13 protein-coding genes are annotated in these 16,224 nt (G+C 64.5%); 5 read left to right on the top strand and 8 right to left on the bottom strand.

Features of this window, described 5'->3' with window-relative positions; translation table 11 throughout:
• Positions 1-40 precede the first annotated feature (40 nt).
• Genes F3J14_RS11625 through F3J14_RS11610 form a run of 4 tightly spaced genes read left to right on the top strand, consistent with a single transcriptional unit; the run spans position 41 to position 4,035 of the window.
• Complete coding sequence (locus F3J14_RS11625; protein WP_012372490.1) at positions 41-874, top strand: ABC transporter substrate-binding protein; 834 nt, start codon at positions 41-43, stop codon at positions 872-874.
• A 7-nt stretch (positions 875-881) separates the two neighbouring features.
• On the top strand, positions 882-1,754 hold the full coding sequence (locus F3J14_RS11620; protein WP_166723105.1) for a polysaccharide deacetylase: 873 nt from the start codon (positions 882-884) through the stop codon (positions 1,752-1,754).
• Positions 1,751-2,659: a polysaccharide deacetylase gene (locus tag F3J14_RS11615; RefSeq protein WP_166723104.1), complete on the top strand. Its 909-nt coding sequence runs from the start codon at positions 1,751-1,753 to the stop codon at positions 2,657-2,659. The genes F3J14_RS11620 and F3J14_RS11615 overlap by 4 nt, the downstream gene beginning before the upstream one ends.
• The gene (locus tag F3J14_RS11610) at positions 2,656-4,035 is read left to right on the top strand and encodes an MmgE/PrpD family protein (protein ID WP_166723103.1); all 1,380 of its coding nucleotides are present in this window, start codon (positions 2,656-2,658) and stop codon (positions 4,033-4,035) included. The genes F3J14_RS11615 and F3J14_RS11610 overlap by 4 nt, the downstream gene beginning before the upstream one ends.
• Before the next feature lie 244 nt (positions 4,036-4,279).
• Here F3J14_RS11610 and F3J14_RS11605 read toward each other — a convergent pair whose 3' ends face one another.
• From F3J14_RS11605 to F3J14_RS11595, 3 genes are all read right to left on the bottom strand, one after another.
• The gene (locus F3J14_RS11605) at positions 4,280-5,977 is read right to left on the bottom strand and encodes a M4 family metallopeptidase (protein WP_166723102.1); all 1,698 of its coding nucleotides are present in this window, start codon (positions 5,975-5,977) and stop codon (positions 4,280-4,282) included.
• A gap of 123 nt (positions 5,978-6,100) precedes the next feature.
• Positions 6,101-6,391 (bottom strand): hypothetical protein, encoded by a 291-nt coding sequence (locus tag F3J14_RS11600; RefSeq protein WP_166723101.1) that lies wholly within the window; start codon positions 6,389-6,391, stop codon positions 6,101-6,103.
• 303 nt (positions 6,392-6,694) lie between these two features.
• Positions 6,695-8,443, bottom strand: coding sequence for a cholesterol oxidase substrate-binding domain-containing protein (locus F3J14_RS11595; RefSeq protein WP_166723100.1), 1,749 nt, complete (start codon positions 8,441-8,443; stop codon positions 6,695-6,697).
• A 1,567-nt stretch (positions 8,444-10,010) separates the two neighbouring features.
• Between F3J14_RS11595 and F3J14_RS11590 the strand changes: the two genes are divergently transcribed.
• Positions 10,011-10,853 carry a helix-turn-helix transcriptional regulator gene (locus F3J14_RS11590; protein ID WP_166723099.1) on the top strand — a complete coding sequence of 281 codons (843 nt, stop codon included), beginning with the start codon at positions 10,011-10,013 and terminating at the stop codon, positions 10,851-10,853.
• A gap of 261 nt (positions 10,854-11,114) precedes the next feature.
• Here F3J14_RS11590 and F3J14_RS11585 read toward each other — a convergent pair whose 3' ends face one another.
• The 5 genes from F3J14_RS11585 to F3J14_RS11565 form a co-directional block, all read right to left on the bottom strand.
• Complete coding sequence (locus F3J14_RS11585; RefSeq protein ID WP_247682195.1) at positions 11,115-12,257, bottom strand: LuxR C-terminal-related transcriptional regulator; 1,143 nt, start codon at positions 12,255-12,257, stop codon at positions 11,115-11,117.
• A complete protein-coding gene (locus F3J14_RS11580) occupies positions 12,151-13,854 on the bottom strand; it encodes a cyclic peptide export ABC transporter (protein WP_166723098.1) in 1,704 nt (567 codons plus the stop codon). The genes F3J14_RS11585 and F3J14_RS11580 overlap by 107 nt, the downstream gene beginning before the upstream one ends.
• A 16-nt stretch (positions 13,855-13,870) precedes the next feature.
• Entirely contained in the window at positions 13,871-14,350 is a 480-nt protein-coding gene (locus F3J14_RS11575; RefSeq protein ID WP_247682194.1) for a hypothetical protein, read from the bottom strand.
• Between the two features lie 53 nt (positions 14,351-14,403).
• A complete protein-coding gene (locus F3J14_RS11570; protein WP_166723096.1) occupies positions 14,404-15,060 on the bottom strand; it encodes a glycosyltransferase family 25 protein in 657 nt (218 codons plus the stop codon).
• Positions 15,057-16,224, bottom strand: a 1,168-nt coding sequence (locus F3J14_RS11565; RefSeq protein WP_247682193.1) for an alpha/beta fold hydrolase, incomplete at its 5' end; no start/stop codon positions are given. The genes F3J14_RS11570 and F3J14_RS11565, both read right to left, overlap by 4 nt.

Genomic DNA, 16,224 nt, shown 5'->3' with positions numbered 1-16,224 from the left:
CGGCGTAGTCCCCATTCCTCTACATGACAAGGCGACACCCATGAAAGCATCCGTCCTGACCCGCACGCTGGCCGCCGTCGCATTCGGCGCGCTCGCGCTTCATGCATCGTTCGCCGCCGCGCAATCCGCCAGCGCGAAACGCACGCTGAACGTCGCGATCGTGCCGAACTATCCGCCGTTCGAATACAAGGATCCGGCGACCGACAAGCTGGCGGGCTTCGACGTCGATCTCGGCGAGGCGCTCGCCGCGAAGATGGGCGCGAAGCTGAACTGGGTCGAAACGAGCTTCGACCAGATGATGAGCGCGGTCGCGACGCAGCGCGTCGACATGATCCTGTCCGGTATGACCGACCTGCCGACGCGCCGCGATGCGGTGACGTTCGTCGACTACATCGAGACCGGCCCGCAGTTCTATACGCTGAAGACCCGTGCGGGCGAGTTCGCGCAGATGGGCGCGCTGTGCGGCAAGCGCGTCGGCTCGAGCCGACGCACGTCGTTCCCCGACAACACCACCGCGTGGAGCGCCGAGAACTGCGTGAAGGCCGGCAAGCCGGCGATCATCGTCGTCGGTACCGACGGCTCGTCGGACGCGCGGATGCAGTTGCGCCAGAACCGCATCGACGCAGCCGTGCAGGGCGGCGAGACGCTGCCGTACCAGAACAGCCTCGAGCAGAACGCGTATGCACCCGTTGGCAAGCCGTTCCTGTCGCAATACACGGGCATCGGCGTCGCGAAGAGCAATACCGCGCTGAGCGGCGCGCTGACGACGGCGCTCAACCAGCTGATCGCGGACGGCTCGTACCAGAAGCTGCTCGCGAAGTGGGGGCTCCAGGAGCATGCGGTGGCGAAGGCGATGGTCAACGGCACCCACTGAGCGCGCGATGACGGACCTGGCTTCCCGCTGGCCGGACGCGAAGCGCGCGTGCGTCGCGCTCGCGTTCGATCTCGACGGCCCGACCGGCGACGCGATGCTGAACGGGTCGATCTGGCGCAACCCTGCGTATTTCACGCTTGGCAGCTACGGGCCGTGGCGGGCGCTCGGCCGGCTGCTCGACATGCTCGCGTCGTTTGGCCTGCCCGCGACGTTCTTCGTACCCGCGTGGGTCGCGCAGACGTGGCCCGCGCAATGCGCGGCAATCGTCGCGCGCGGCCACGAGATCGGATATCACGGCTACCGGCACGAAGCGTTCTGGACGCTCGAGCCCGGGCGGCAGCGCGAGATCATGGCGCAGTCGGCCGACATCTTCGCGCGCACGCTCGGCGTGCGGCCGGTCGGGTTCCGCACGCCGTCCGGCGACTGGAGCGACGCGACGGTCGCGGTGCTGCGCGAAGCAGGCGTGCGCTATTCGAGCTCGATGCGTGGCGACGACCGTCCGTACTTGCTGCCCGGCGCGGACGGCGAGCCGCCGCTCGTCGAGATTCCCGGCCGCTGGGAGACCGACGATTACGCGTCGCTCGCGTATCACCGCAACCCCGACTATCCTGCGGGGCTCGACCGGATCGCCGGCTATGAGGCGACGCTCGACAACTGGACGCGCGAATTCGACGGGATATACCGCGAAGGGCTGTGCCTGACGACGCTGCTTCATCCGAAAGTCTGCGGCAAGCCGGGGCGCATCGCGCTGCTGGAGGCCTGGCTTGGCCACATGTGCGCGCAGGATGGCGTCTGGTTCGCGCGCTGCCGCGACGTGGCCGACTGGTGGCTCGCGCAGCACGCGCAACGCGCGCAATCCACGCACCGGAGCAACATGTGAAGACACCTTGTGCGTGGCCGGGCGGCGCGCGATGCGCGGTCGCGATCACGGTCGACTTCAACGACATTCATGGCATCCAGACACGCGAGCCGCGCATCGTCGGCCGGGAAAAATCGTTGTCGGTGTGGCGCTACGGCGCGACGCGCGGCGTCGACCGGCTACTCGCCGCGTTCGACGAATTCAGCGTACCGACGAGCTGGTTCGTGCCGGGCCGCGTCGCGCAGACGCATGGCGGCGCCGTGCGGGCGATTGCCGCCGCCGGGCACGAGCTCGGCGTGAGCGGTTTTCGCTGCGAGGATTTCGACGCACTGCCGCTCGCCGCGCAGATCGATGCGTGCCGCGCCGGGCGGGCGGCGCTCGCGGACGCGACCGGACGCTGCGCGGAAGGCTTTCGCTCGTTCACCGGCAACTGGGCCGACGGCTTTGCGGACTTTCTCGTGGCGGAAGGCTTCACGTGGTCGTCGTCGTGGCGCGGCGACGATTTGCCGTACCTGCATCCGCGCGCCGGCGCAGACGCGGCCGACCTGCGGCTCGTCGAATTGCCGCTGCACTACGAACTCGAGGATGAGCCGTACTTCGAGTTCAACCTGTCGCCGCCGGTGCCGGCCGGTCAGCCGCGCATCGCAGCGTACCGTGACGTGCTCGACAACTGGCGGCGCGATGTCGACGGGTTTCGGCGCTTCGGGCTGTGCTGCGTGCTGCGCCTGCATCCGGAGATCATCGGCACGGCAGGGCGGATCGACCTGCTGCGTGCGTTGCTCGCGCACCTGCGCGACGCGGGCGACGTCTGGTTTGCGACCGGGCGTGACGTTGCGCGCTGGTGGCGCGAGCAGGTTCGCGACAACGAGCCGGACCATCCGGTCGACGTGTTTGCACGCTGCGTGGCAGACGCGTCGGCGCGATGACGATGGACACCGATACGCGCGCCACGCGGCTCGCGACGTTTGTCGCGCAAACGCCTGCCGCCGCCGTGCCTGACGATGTCGTCGCAAAGGCCACGCGTCATGTGCTCGATACGTTCGGTGCCGCACTGACGGGAACCTCGGCCGTCGAGACGCGCAGCGCGCGTGTGCTCACCGGCGCTGTCGCGCGCGACGGCGCGTCGCTGTGGGGCACGCAGTGCAGGGCAAGCGCGCGCGACGCCGCGTTCGTCAACGGGATCGCCGCACACGCGCTTGAGCTCGACGATGCCGGCGGCTGCGATCATTCGGGTGCCGTCGTGCTGCCGGCCGTGCTCGCCGCGTTGTCGTGCGCAGGCCGCCCCGTGACCGGCCGGGAATGCGTGACCGCAATCGTGCTCGGCTACGACGTCGGCCGGCGCGTGCTGGAAGCAGCCGGCGGCTACTCGGCTCACAACGGTGCCGGCTGGCACTCGACACTCAGTTGCGGTGTGTTCGGCGCGGCGGCCGCGAGCGCACGCGTGCTCGGGCTCGACGCTGCGCGCACGCGCGACGCGTTCGGCCATGCGGCAAGTTTCTCCGGTGGTCTGTGGGGCTTCATCCACGATGGATCGCAGACGAAGCGGCTGCATGCCGGACGAGCTGCGGAAGGCGGCGTGCTCGCGGCGCTGCTGGCACGGGAAGGTGTGACTGGCCCGGCCAGGGTGTTCGATGACGTGTGGGGTGGCTTCTTCAACACGTTCGCCGCGCAATCGCATGCGCCCGACGCACTGACCGACGGCCTCGGCGCGCACTGGAAACTGATGCGCTGCTCGATCAAGCCGCACGCGTCGTGCCGCAGCGCGCATGCGGCAATCGACGCGGCGCTGCAGCTTGCGGACGGTCATACGTTCGAGGCCGGCGAGATCGAGCGGGTGGTCGTGCGGGCGAGCGCGTTCGTGGCCCGGATGTGCGGCGGCCGCGACCTGTCGACGCTGTCGTCGGCGCAGATGAGCCTGCCGTACGCCGTTGCGGTGGCGCTTGCGTTCGGCGACACGGGGATCGACGTTTATCGCGACGACAGGCGGACGGATTCGCGCGTCACGGCGGTGCTCGCACGTATCGCGATCGAGGTCGATCCGGCGCTGGGCGATCTCGATGAGCCGACGGTGAGCCTGCATCGCGCGGACGGGCGGCGGGAATCGCGTCACGTGCCGATCGCGCTCGGCGATCCTCGCAATCCGCTGTCCGACGCGGCGCTGCTGGCGAAGTATCGTGCGCTGGCGGGCATGGCGCTCGAGCATGCGCAGGTCGATGCGTTGAGCGACGCGTGCCTGTCGCTGGAGCGGTTGGCGGACGCGCGGGTGCTGAACGCGCTGCTCGCGGGGGCTGCGGAACGCTGATCGTCACTCAGAGAGTGCCGACGATGTATCGAACTCGAGCGGCGCATCTAGCGACAGCATCCGATCAGCGTCGCTTTCGCGACGCCACCGCCCCGCAGCAAGAAAGCATGGTCGGCTGATCGACCGCCTGCAAGCGCAGGCGGTCGATCGACACTTGCCCGTCATTCGCCCGGGCGGCGCGTGATCTCGAAGCGACATACCGCCACGCGATCTCCGGGCGTTCAACGCGCCCACACAAGCGCGGTCAATTCACCCCGACCGCACTCCAGGCACGCGCGACCGTTGCGCTTTCGACCGAGTTCGCGCCATGCAGGTCGTTCGCTGCCTGGATCGACGCACGCCGTGCGTTCGGGTAGCTCGAGTTGGCGTTCAGGTACACCGTCAGTGTCCGGTACCAGATCTTGCCGGCTTTCTCTCGGCCCAGGCCACTGAAGGTCGTGTCGCCGTTGCAGACCAGCTGCGTCCTCGACAGGCCGGTATCGGTCGACGGTACCGCCGGGCCTTCCGACAGCAGGTAGAAGAAGCGGTTGCCGACACCCGACGTGAAATGCGGATCGTGGCGCGGATTCGACCACGAGAAGCCACCGGACGGGTAGCAGCTGAACGACCGGCCGTCGAGATCCTGCTTGTACATCTTGCGCAGGCCGCCGCTCGTCACGCGCGCACCGATCACGTAATTGCCGGGATCGTTCGGGTTGTTCGCGTAGAACTTCACGAGCGTGCCGAAAATGTCGGACGTCGATTCGTTCAGGCCGCCCGCGTCGCCCGAATAGTTCAGGTTGGCGGTGGCCTCGGTCACGCCGTGACTCATCTCGTGCCCGGCGACATCGACCGAAACGACGGGTTTCGGCAGGCGGGTGCCTGGATCGCCGTCGCCGTACACCATCACGCGCGACGACAGCCATGCCGCGTTCGCGCCGGTCGTGCCGCTGCCCGTGTTGAATACGACGTGAGCGTAGCTCCTCACGCCGCGGCCGTCGTTGAAGATGCCGTTGCGGTTGTGCGTTGTCCGGTAGTAGTCCCAAGTCAACGCGAGCCCGTAGTCGATGTCTGCGGCGACCGTCTGCCGGTCGGTCGTCGTGTTGTTGCCCCACACGTTCGTGCTGCTCGTGAAAATCGGCAGGTCGGTTGCTTGCTCGACGTCGTCCGAGCTCAGGCCGCGGCCATCGTAGACCGAGCCGCCGCCGCGGTTCGGATCGAGCATCCGGTAAGCGTTCGTGCCGGTCTGGTCCGTCGTGAGCGCCAGGTTGCCGTAGTACAGCGAGCGGCCAGTGCCGGTCGCGGCGGCGGTCTTGATCAGGTCCTGTGTGTCGAGCACGGTGCCGGTGCGCGCATCGATGTAGTACAGCACGGCATCGCCGTGCGCATCGGTCGCCTTGCCGTATACGCGCACCGCGTAGGCCAGTGTCGGCGTGACGTCGCGTGCGAACACGACGAGTTCCGCGTCATCGACGCGACGCACGTTCGAGTCGAAACGCGCGGCCGCGATGTGCTTGGCCCTGACCGCGCCTACGTCGGGCGCGTTGCGTACCACGGAGCGGTTTCCGACCTTGCCGATCGTGCCGGCGAGATTGATCGGTGCGAGCTGGGTCTGGCTCGCCTGTTTCAACTGCCCTCGGTTCGAATGGACGACGACGTCACCGCCTATCACGGGCAGGCCCGCATGGAAGCGATCGAAGCGCACGTGCTCGGTGCCATCGGGATCGACGATCACGTCGCGTACCTGGAACTGATCTCCGTCCGTCGGCGCGCTTGCTTGCGGCCCCGCGAACTTCAACGTGCGTGCTGTGCCGCCGGTAGACAGACTGAAGGCGGACGGATTCTGCTGGATCAGTTGCAGCGCCTTGTCGACCGTGGCCGACGGGTCGCCGGCCTGGGCAAAAGCGCTGAGACTCGCGATGGTAATCGCGGCGATGGGCAGCAGACGAGACAATTTCTTCATGTAATCCCCCGGATTATGAATGGGTGATGTTCGAGGAATGAATCAAGTGAAGACGTTTATATAAGACATGTCGCGAACCGCAGAGGCATGCTAGGAGGTCGCTTTTATAATTACAAGATATTTTCAGGGAGATTTATTTTTCATGTCGAAGGTGTTGATCAAGTCATGATTTGGTGAGGAATATGAAATGATCCGATTGACATGCTGGCGTCGGCGCGGGACGGGTCGACGCTCGGCCAGTTGATCCTGCAGCACGGCGAGTGGCGCGGCACGCGCATCGTCGATCCGGACGAGGTGCGGTTCATGGCGACGCCGAAGGCGGCGCGGCGCGCATCTGTGGCTGAACGCCAGCGTCGTCGGCGCGCGCCGGTTTTCGTCGCTGCCGGAGGACTTGATGATGACGGACGGCTTCAATCACCAGCTGGTGGTGATCGTGCCGCCGTGCCGCGCGGTCATCACACGGCTGGGCGCGGTCGCCTTTTGACAATCGACCGATAGCGGCCTGACAACGTTGCCGGGTTTGGTTTTTTCGATTAACGCGCCATTAATGGAAAATTCGAAACGCGCGCGTTGCAGCGCCGTCAGCGATTATTGGTGCGTTTGTCGATTTCATCCGCGCGGCCGAGGTGTTTCCTGACGAGCCATTTCTCTCCGCACCGCGGAGAGAAATGAGCTGGAGGGTTTATGGCGAACCCTGCCCGGCTTCCGCAGGGATCGCTACGGCATCATCCGATCGAGCAGCGGCGACCGGAAGATCCGGCTCGGGTCGTAGCGTTCGAGCGTCGCGCGCGCCGCATCCCAGCTGCTCGCCGGCGGCTGGCCGTCACGATGCAGGTTCGGGATCGTGGTCGCGAGCATCGTGCCGTCCTGCCAGGCGGCCGTGTCGGTATAGCCCCAGCCCTTCGACCATTCGGGGCGCAGCGTCGCATACGAACCGGTGTAGTTCGCGAGCATCCATTGCTCGATCTCGCGATAGAAGCGATCGGCGCCCGGCGTGGCCGGTAACGTCAGGATATCGAACCATACGGCGATGTCCCATTCGGGATGGTCGGGGCGCGGTTTGAGCGCCGACAGCGTGGGAACGACCGCGCCGGCGCCGACATCGGCCGGCTTGTCGAGACCGGTGACACGGATCTCGACGGGACCGTTGATCGGGTACTCGCCGCGTGCCTTGTACGCGTCGATGCGATTCTGATAGAACTGCACGAATTCGCTGATCACGCGCTGCACGTCGGCGCGCCGCGCCAGTATCGCGTAGCCGTTCGCGGTGACGCGCAGCGTCGTCGGCCGAATGTACTGCAGTACGGTGCGCGACCAGCCCCAGACGTCCCCGCTCAGCGTGAGTGCGAGGCCGGCGGTCGTGATGGCCAGCTGCGTCTGGCCGAACAACGGTGTCAATGCGCCTTCGCCGCCGATCACGATCCGCTTGACGAGATCCGAGATGGACTGCGAGATCGAATCGGAGAACGGATAGTTGTATGGCTGCGTGACGGCGCGCGACAGGAGCGGCTTGCTGGGCGTCGGCGTCCAGACCTTGAGCCACGGGCTGGTCGTGAACGGGAACCAGATCGCTTCCATCCGGCCCGAGCGATCGAGAAACGACGCGATCGTGCGGCCCGGCGTGCCGGCCGGCGCAAATAGTTCGGAACAGGGAATATCGACGAAGCTCTGGCAGCGCAATCGCTGGTTCGGGCCTGCAATCAGCGTGACTTCGACGACGAACGCCATCCCGATGTGCGCGAGGAACGCGCCGATCTCGGGATCGCTGCGCTCGAACCGGCGCAGCACGTATTGCTGCCGGGCCGGATCGAACACGACCGCGGTCAGCGCGACCACGAGATTGCTCAGCGAGCCGTAGGTGTGACCCGGTTGCAGGGTCTCGCCCGCCGCCGGTACGGCGGTCCCATGCGCGTCGATCGCGAGCGCACCGCCGAGCGTGATGCCGCCCGGTGCGGGCGCGGCGATCACGCCGAGCCCATATTGCTCGAGCGTCGCGAGCAGCACCTCCAGCGAGACGCCCGTTTGCGCGGTGACGCGCGCCGGACGCGCCGACGTGTCGACGGACACGGCCGTGAGCGACTGCGTCGTATCGAGCAGTACGAGGTTCGCCGCGCCGGCGCTCGGGTCCAGCGTCAGCGGCGACCAGTTGTGCATGTAGCCGCGCGGGCGTATCCGGTAGCCGTTCGCGCGCGCCCAGTTGACTGCCGCGACGACGTCGTCGGCGGAGCGCGGCGCGGCGGTCCATACGTCTTGCACGGCGATCTCGCCACTCCAGTTCTGGAACGCCTGCTTGTAAAGCGGGATGTTGGCCGGGAAGCCGGGCGGTGTTGCGCCGGCCGTTCGCGCGTGCGCCGCAATCTGGTAAAGCGGCGTCCAGCCGGTGACGACGCCGGCCGCCGCGAGCTTCGCCATGTCGGCGAGGAAAGCGCGGCGCGGCGCAGGTTCGTCTCGGAAGTCGTGAGTCATGGTGTGCCCCAATTTTTCGGAATTGTTTTGCAGATTGGAAAGACGACAAGTGGCGCGTTGAGACCCATGCGGCAATTCGGGCAGCCGGGACGCGCGGGATGCGTTGCGCGTTGGCGGGCCTGGATTGAAAAGGACGGTGCGTTCGGCAATGCGCGGCCGCGCGTCATCACGGACGTCTAAAAGGAAATCGGAAAACCGCCGGGCGACTTCTTCAATTGGCCGTCGGCCTGCCTGCCGGCAAACGGATAGGGAGATTCGATTGAATAGCGCGTGGCGAAACGCTAGCCGCGACGATCGACAAGAGATGATTGCGCGTGAATATTAATTTACATATTTCGTTTTTTTAAATAAACCAGCCCGTAATTTAAAATCGATTGACGATGCATTATTTATTCCGTTGGAAAGCGTAACAATTTATTTATCGGGCGGCAAGTGGTGGAGTTGACAAATTCCGTGCCATTCAATATGGAAATTTTATGACTGGCAATGGCATCGCCATTTGTGGATATTTTGCAACACCGGTGTCGGCGGCGCTGAAAATGATGTGCGTGGCGATTTTTATCGCTTGAAGGAGTAATCAACGGCGCGCAGCCGCGGGCCGGCGACGGGAATTATGCTTTGCCGGCACACAGATCGGATCGATCGTTGAGAAAATCGAAGCAATGTCCGGAAGACAATGCCTGAAGCCAGGTTGGCGGGTGAGAAGAGCATGATGAAAATCAACAATTCGTCTCTCGATAATGGCATTCGGATGAAAATCCGTGGTAAGTGACACCTGGGCGATTTTTACCAAATTTCGTGGTAAATGGGTGTTGATTTGTCCGGAAAACTTATAATCGCGCCCTTGGGCAGCTCGCAGATCGATCGATTTTCCGGTTCGCGCGCGGCGTGACTAAAAAATGGATGTCACGGTAACTGCAAAGATTTTAAATCATCGCTATCATACGCGGCTGGGATATACAGGGATCAAATTCAATGGAAAGAATCGTTTCGTTTTATGAGCATGATTTTTTGTTGAATTCGCCGGGAATAATGTCCGCTCCGGGCTGACGCCGAGTTTTTCGATTCAGGGATTCAGCGCGTCCGGCGGCATGGCGTTTTTATCCGGCAACGCTCATTGACTGAAATGGATGTTTCAGCTTCTTGCAGCGCTTGCCGGTAAGGATCGTCCATCAATGCGACGCCGCCCGCATGGCGCCGTCCAGTACGGAGGAAACATCGTGCCTGTTTCATGCTTGTCATCGGGCTGTTCGATCGTCGGTGACGAGGCTGCGCTCGCCGCGCCTGAAGATCGTTCGCACGAGCATGGCGCTCTCCGGATCGCGGGCTGTGCATGCTTGCCCGACAGTCCCGGCCCCGCACGCGATCCCGCATCGAGCTGAACAGGGAACGGCGCGCCGCCGTTTCGCGTGAGCCGAACGCATTGGCACGCGATGACGGCGGCGCGTCGCCCGCCAAAAGAGGCACGCGACGAAGCGTGACGAAACGCGCGCCGCGCAAACCGCGCCGGCTCGCCCGCGCTGGCGTTGCGTCGCCGTCCTCAAGCACGCACAACAAGGAGAGTCAGATGGTCGCGATGTTCGCGAAGCTCGGGAAGGTGATTTCGAGCGCCGGCAGTGAGCGGTTCGCATCCGACATGCATGCATTGCTGGTCGAATCGATTCCGCTCGCGATCACCCGGATGACGGAATGGACGCTCGACGAGCCGGCGGGCGAAGTCGTCCGCGTACAATCGCTCGGCGCGTTCGGCGTGCCGGGCGACGACGGGCGCGGCGGCGGGCCGGCCGCGCACGGCGAGCGGGAACCGGCAGCGCATCCGCTGTCGAACCGGATCGTGGCTGCCTGCGACCGGCAGCTCATTCACATCAATCCGCTGATGCGGCGCGGCAACGGTGGCAATGGCGGCGAAGTCGCGCCGCCGCGCGCGCCGGGCGGCGGATTTCAGTGCCATCTCGTGTCGGGCAAGGCGAATCGCCGCTACGTGATCTCGCTGCATCGAACGGCATCGCATCGCGACTTCTCGTTGCAGGAGATGTCGTTCCTGAAGAGTTTCGCCGATACGCTGCTGCCGCTCGTCGAGTGGCATGCGTCGACGCGCCGGCATGGCGAACTCGAATGCGCGGCGGCGCCCGGTGCGACGCCGGCGATGCCCGGCGTCGAGGCGCTGCGCCACGAGTTCGAATCGCGGCTCGCGCGCGCGGCGGTCGTGCTGTCGGCGCGCGAAAGCGAAGTGTGCCTCGGCCTGCTCGCGGGCAAGATGCTGCGCGAAATGGCCGGCGAGCTCGGTGTGAAGGAAAGCACGGTCGAGACGTACATCAAGCGCGCCGCGGTGAAGCTCGGCATCAGCGGCCGGCACGGGCTCACGAAATGGATGATCGACGATTACGTGCCGTGCGCGTCGGCGGCGTGATGCCGTCGCGCCAGGCGCGGACGTCGATACCCGACACACGACGAACGCCATCGGCCGACGGGCCGGAATGGCTGCCGCGCGTGCCCGCGCCGCCGCTTGTCGTCGAGGGCGATCACGGCGATGTCACGGGGTGCGGCAGTTCGGTCTGCGTCGCCGGCCGGATTGCCGGCGCGCGACGGCAGGGGCAGGCCGGCGGCCGCCATCCCGTGTCGTTTCGCGCGTCGCCTGCGTAGGCAGCACGCGCGTTCGGGCGGCGAGCGTTCAGGTTCCCATGCACGGCGCCGCGCAGTCGCGCCGCGCGCTTCTCGTGCCGTCCCGGCCGGCGTCCGTCACGGTCCCGGCCGTCTCGTCGAGCATCCAGCGCGTCAGGCCATGACGCCCGCCGAAGCCGAGCTTGACGGCTGCCCGCTTCAGATAGGTTTCGACGGTGCTTTCGCGCAGCGCGAAACGCACGGCGATGGCGGACACCGTGTCGCCGGCCAGCAGCGCCGTGCATGCCTCGATCTCGCGCGTGGACAATTTGACGCCAGCTTGCCGCAAACGGTCGGCGAACCGCCGCGCGACGCGCTCCCGGCCCGATTGCGTCGCCGGCGGCGCGGCGGTGGTCACACGGGCGACCGGCGCAGCCGAATCGAGCGCCGCGACATGGCTCTCGACGATCGGAAACAGCACGTGCGAGAACTCCTTGAGGAAGCTCCGCTCATGCGGCGAGAAATCGTCGAACGTATTCGTGCGATACAACGAAATCACGTAATAGTGGCCCCGCTTGCGGGTCACCAGGTGGAATTGCACGCGATGCGGCGGCACGGTCTCTGCCTGCGTGAGGAAGAAGCGGTCGAGCAGTGCGTGGGTGGGGGCGTGGCCGGCGAGCGGGTCGGAGACGTGCAAGCGGCTCGTGTCCGGGCGCGGCGGCATCTGCGGCCCGTGACAGGCAGCGGCCGGGCCGGCCTTCGTGAGCGCCGCGCCGACCGCGCCGAGATTGCGCACGCCGAGATCGCCGTCAGGCGCGGCGTCGGCCGCGAGCTCCGAAATGCGGATCTCGTCGACGGGGACCGCCGCGCAGATCAGGCTGTACATCATGCGGGGAAAGCGTCGGCTCCCGCTGGTCGAGATCGCTTCGCCGATGTGCGCGAACAATCTGCTGAACTCCATGAAAGGATTCCTGATGAGACGTTGAAGCTGCGCTTGCGCGCATGGTTGCCGACGTGATTTAAACACCCCGCTGCGAACGCGTCTGTAACGGATAGCCGGGACAGCCGATGAATCGCCGGCCGCCGAATCCGGCGCGGCGCGCGGCTCATCCTGCGACTTCGGCTTGCACGTCACACATGGCCGTATCGGAGAAGATGCGGCCGCTATCCAGGCGAATGACTCGATCCGCCAGCTTGAAATACTGATCGTCATGGGTGATGATCACGACGCATTTCCCGCGGGATTTCAGATCGGGAACCAGCACTTCATAGAAAAATCGCTTGAAAACCGGATCTTGATCGGCGGCCCATTCGTCCAGGATATAAATCGGACGATCTTCGATGTAGGCACACAGCAACGCCAGTCGCTTGCGTTGTCCTGTCGATAAAGCCTTAGTCGTCGAGTACGTCTTGCCGTTGATCTCGATCTTGCCCGCCAATTTCAGGGTTTCGAGGTATTGCCGGGCAAGTTCGATGCTGCCATTTTCCCCATCCGGCCCGATGATGCGGTTGAACAAATGGAAGTCGGTGAATACGGCGGAAAACAGGTTTCGGTACCGTTCCCTGGCATCGTCGTCGATGACTTTTCCATCGAGAGCAATATGGCCTTCGGTAGGCGCATAGAGGCCGCTGAGTACCTTGCCCAACGTGCTCTTGCCGCTGCCGTTTCCACCGATGACATAGACGAGCTCTCCGGCATGAATCGCCATGTTGATGGGGCCAAGCACGAAGTCGGCCGACGACTCGTTGTCACGGTAGTTCATCTTCACGTCTTTCAACTCGATGCGCCTCCATGGCTTCGCCGCTGACGATTCCCCGGTGCCCGCAGCGGACGGTTCCTTGGGTGAATCCTGCGTGTCGTCGAGCAGAAAGCCGAATTCCGCCAGCCGGGCGAGCGCGGTCTTGCCTTCGGCCACGATCGGCAGAATATTGATCAGCATGGTCAGCGGGCCCATCATGTACAGAACGGCCAGAATGCTCGCCGTGAGTACGGAAGGGTCCACGACGCCGAGCGAAGGTACGCCGAAAAGCAGGAATCCGAGCAGGACCGCTACCGTGATCTGACCGATGCTGTCGCCGCCCATGAACCAGAAGCGTTCTATGTAATTGAATCCTGCCACGCGCTTCGACGACAATTCGATCGCGGCGCGGGTGAACCAGCGCCGCCTGGCCCTGTTGAGCTTGAGCTCCTTGATGCCGAACACGAGGCCATGTGTATATTCATTGAACTGGACAAATTCATCGCGAACCCGCTCCGTGAAATTGACCGCCTTTCGATAGAAAAACAGATAAAGCACCAGGCCGACGATGGTCAGGATGATCGTCGAAGCGAAAACGATCCAGGAGAGATAGGCGAGATAGACGATGCTGCATATCAAGACGACGGATTGAACAATGATCGTCGGCAGGGTGAGCAGGGTCTGGCTCAGTTGCGGAATGTCCTGGGTCAGCATGGTCAGGACATGGGGCGCGCCGCGCCTGTCGATTTCATCCAGCGGGGTCGCCAGGATCCTCTTGCACAGGTTGACGCGCAATCTCGTCATGACTTTCATGCACGCATAGGAGGGCATCACGGCAGCGCTGCTCCTGCAGAGAACCGCGACGACATTTACCGCAACGAATAGCAGCAACAGCGTCTGTCGATCCTCCCCGTCATGCAGCACCCTGCTGATCAATCCGACGCCCACGATCGACGCGATGCCGCTGACGAGGCCCGTCAGGACCGTGCCCAGCGTCAACCAGGGATGACTGCGCCACATCAGGGTGGCGGCCGAATGCCACGGCGGCGATTTACTTTGAGCGGAATCCATGAGTTGCCAATATGACTCAGTTGATCAGGTGGCTGAGTTCGACATTGTTTGCCGCTGATCTCAACCTCGACGAGGTTTCGTGCTTGCCCAGGAACGTGATGCTTTCCACGATTTCCAGCGGCGAGTCGGAAAACAGGATGCAGCACTTCAGCAAGCGCTGCGCACGGTCCCAACCGAGGCTCGATGAATCGGCCACGCTGCGCAATGCAGCCTCGATCGACGCGACCGTCCAGATGTGGGTATGTGTCAGCCGCGACTCGATCAGGCGGAGAAACTGCAGGAGGGTGCGGGGATTCCTTTCTATGCTGTACATCAGAACGTAATCCACCCGCCGTTTCTTCGTGATCAACGGAAAAATCAGATCGATCACGTCGGCGGTCGATTCGCATTTCCCGTAAGCGAGCGAAATTGCCTCGCCGAGCTTGCAGTCCCGGTGGAGCGAATCGAGCGCGGACTTGACGAACGCCGCTTCGAGGTCGACGGTGGTGATTTTCATGATGTTCAATGGTCTGTCGAGAGAGGGATCGCAGCGAGCGCCGGCCGCAGCCATTACCAGCCGTCCGGAATCGGAAGGGAATAGGTCAGCGGCTTTTCCGGCATGACTTCGTCCATGATGTCGGAGTAACCGGACTCCTGTCCGACCAGATTGGGTTCGAAGCAGTAGCAATTGAACGTCTGCTGCAGGACGATGTTGTTGCGGTCGTTGATCGCCGGCGGGTTTTCGTTGATCGCAATGAATGCGTCGTAAAGCGAGTCCCTGACGACGTACGCATGCGCGGTGAGCGTCTCCACGGTCTTGACGATGTTCGGCGCGACGGGAATGGGGGGCGTGAAGTGATAGGCGCCCAGAAACAGCATGTGCCAGTCGTTCGGCACCTGCGCGATGAACTCGGGGAAGCGCGCGGCGAAGTCGGGGTCGAAGAACGCGTCGTCCTCGAAGATCAGGACTTCGCTCGCGCCGGCGGCCTTGGCCTGTTTCACGGCGGCGAGATGGCTCATCGTGCAGCCGTAGTCCTGCGGGCGCATATGGCGCAAGGATTCCGGTACGGTCACCTGCCGCGCGTCGACGGCGGACAGTCGTTCCACCGTGAGGATGTTCTGCTCCGCGAATTTCCGTTGCATGGCTTCCCAGCGGTCGGGACGCCGGTCCAGATTGATGCAGACCTTGCGGGCGAAGGTGTTGTCGATCGTCGGTGTCGAGTTCATGAGGGCTTTTTTTCCAGAAACGGATTGACGTGGGTAGCGAGCACGGCGGCGTGTGGATCGAGCAGCATGGTCAGGTGGTCGCCGGGTACGTCCGTCACCTCGACGGGCAGCGCCGAGAAGCGCGACCAGCCCCAGGTCGGGTCCAGGCGGAGCTGCGCGATCTCGGGCGACGGATCGTAGTCGCCGGGATCCCGCTCGGTGCTGCGGAACAAGGCGATCGGCACGGGAAGCGCGGTGGCTTGCGGCGCGTAGCGCGATTTGAAGTTGGCCTGATAGACCCGCAGATACGCCCGCACGCGGTCGGATCCGGCATCCGCGAACCAGTTGCCGCGGTCGCCGATTCGGTCGAGGATCAGGCCGGCCTGGCTGTCGGGGTCGAGCGCGACGAGGTCCGCTCGCGTCACCTCGAGGTCGGTCCCGAGGAAGGTGCCGATTTCATGAGCGATCGCGACCAGCCATTCGGTGTCGTCCCAGTTTTGCCAGTAGGTTGCGGCCGAGCTGTCGACGGGGGCCGAGGCGTCGAAGATCGCCAGCAGTTTGACGACTGCGCCCTTGGCGACGAGCTGCCGGCTCATTTCGAGCGCCACCTGCGCGCCGAACGAGTGGCCCGCCAGGTAGTACGGACCCGCGCCCACCAGCGGCCAGATGCGTTCGATATGACGGGCCGCGATGTCTTCCACGCGGGTGAGTGGCAGGCAGGAGCCGTCGAGGCCGAGCGCTTCGAGGCCGAGCACCGCGTGAGCCTCGCTCAGGTGGTTCGCGAGCGGGTGGAAGTAGACCACGTTCCCGCCGGCGCCCGGCAGCAGAAAGAGCGGCGCGGCGGGACCGCCGTCCCGGATCGTCACGAGTCCGCCGGCAGGGGCGGACGACGCTTTCCCGGCCAGTGCCGCCGCCAGTTTCTCGATCGTCGGATTCTCGAAGAGACAGGAAATGGGCAGCCGGCGATCGAACGCCTTTTCGACATTGGCCATCAGCTGGATCGCGATGATCGAGTGCCCGCCGAGGTCGAAATAATTGTCGCTGACCGTGATGTCGTCTCGTTTGAAGATCCGCTGCCAGATCGCCAGCAACGTACTTTCGTCCGCCGTCGGCGCGACGGCGCGTGCCGTCGTGGCCGCGCGGGCGGCGGGTTGGGCGGGTTCGACGGCAGTGGCGGCCACGTCG

The organism is Burkholderia sp. Tr-862 (assembly GCF_011753085.1).
Classification (GTDB): domain Bacteria; phylum Pseudomonadota; class Gammaproteobacteria; order Burkholderiales; family Burkholderiaceae; genus Burkholderia; species Burkholderia ambifaria.
The sequence above is the reverse complement of the archived record's forward strand: the minus strand, read 5'-3'. Positions and strand labels throughout refer to the sequence as shown.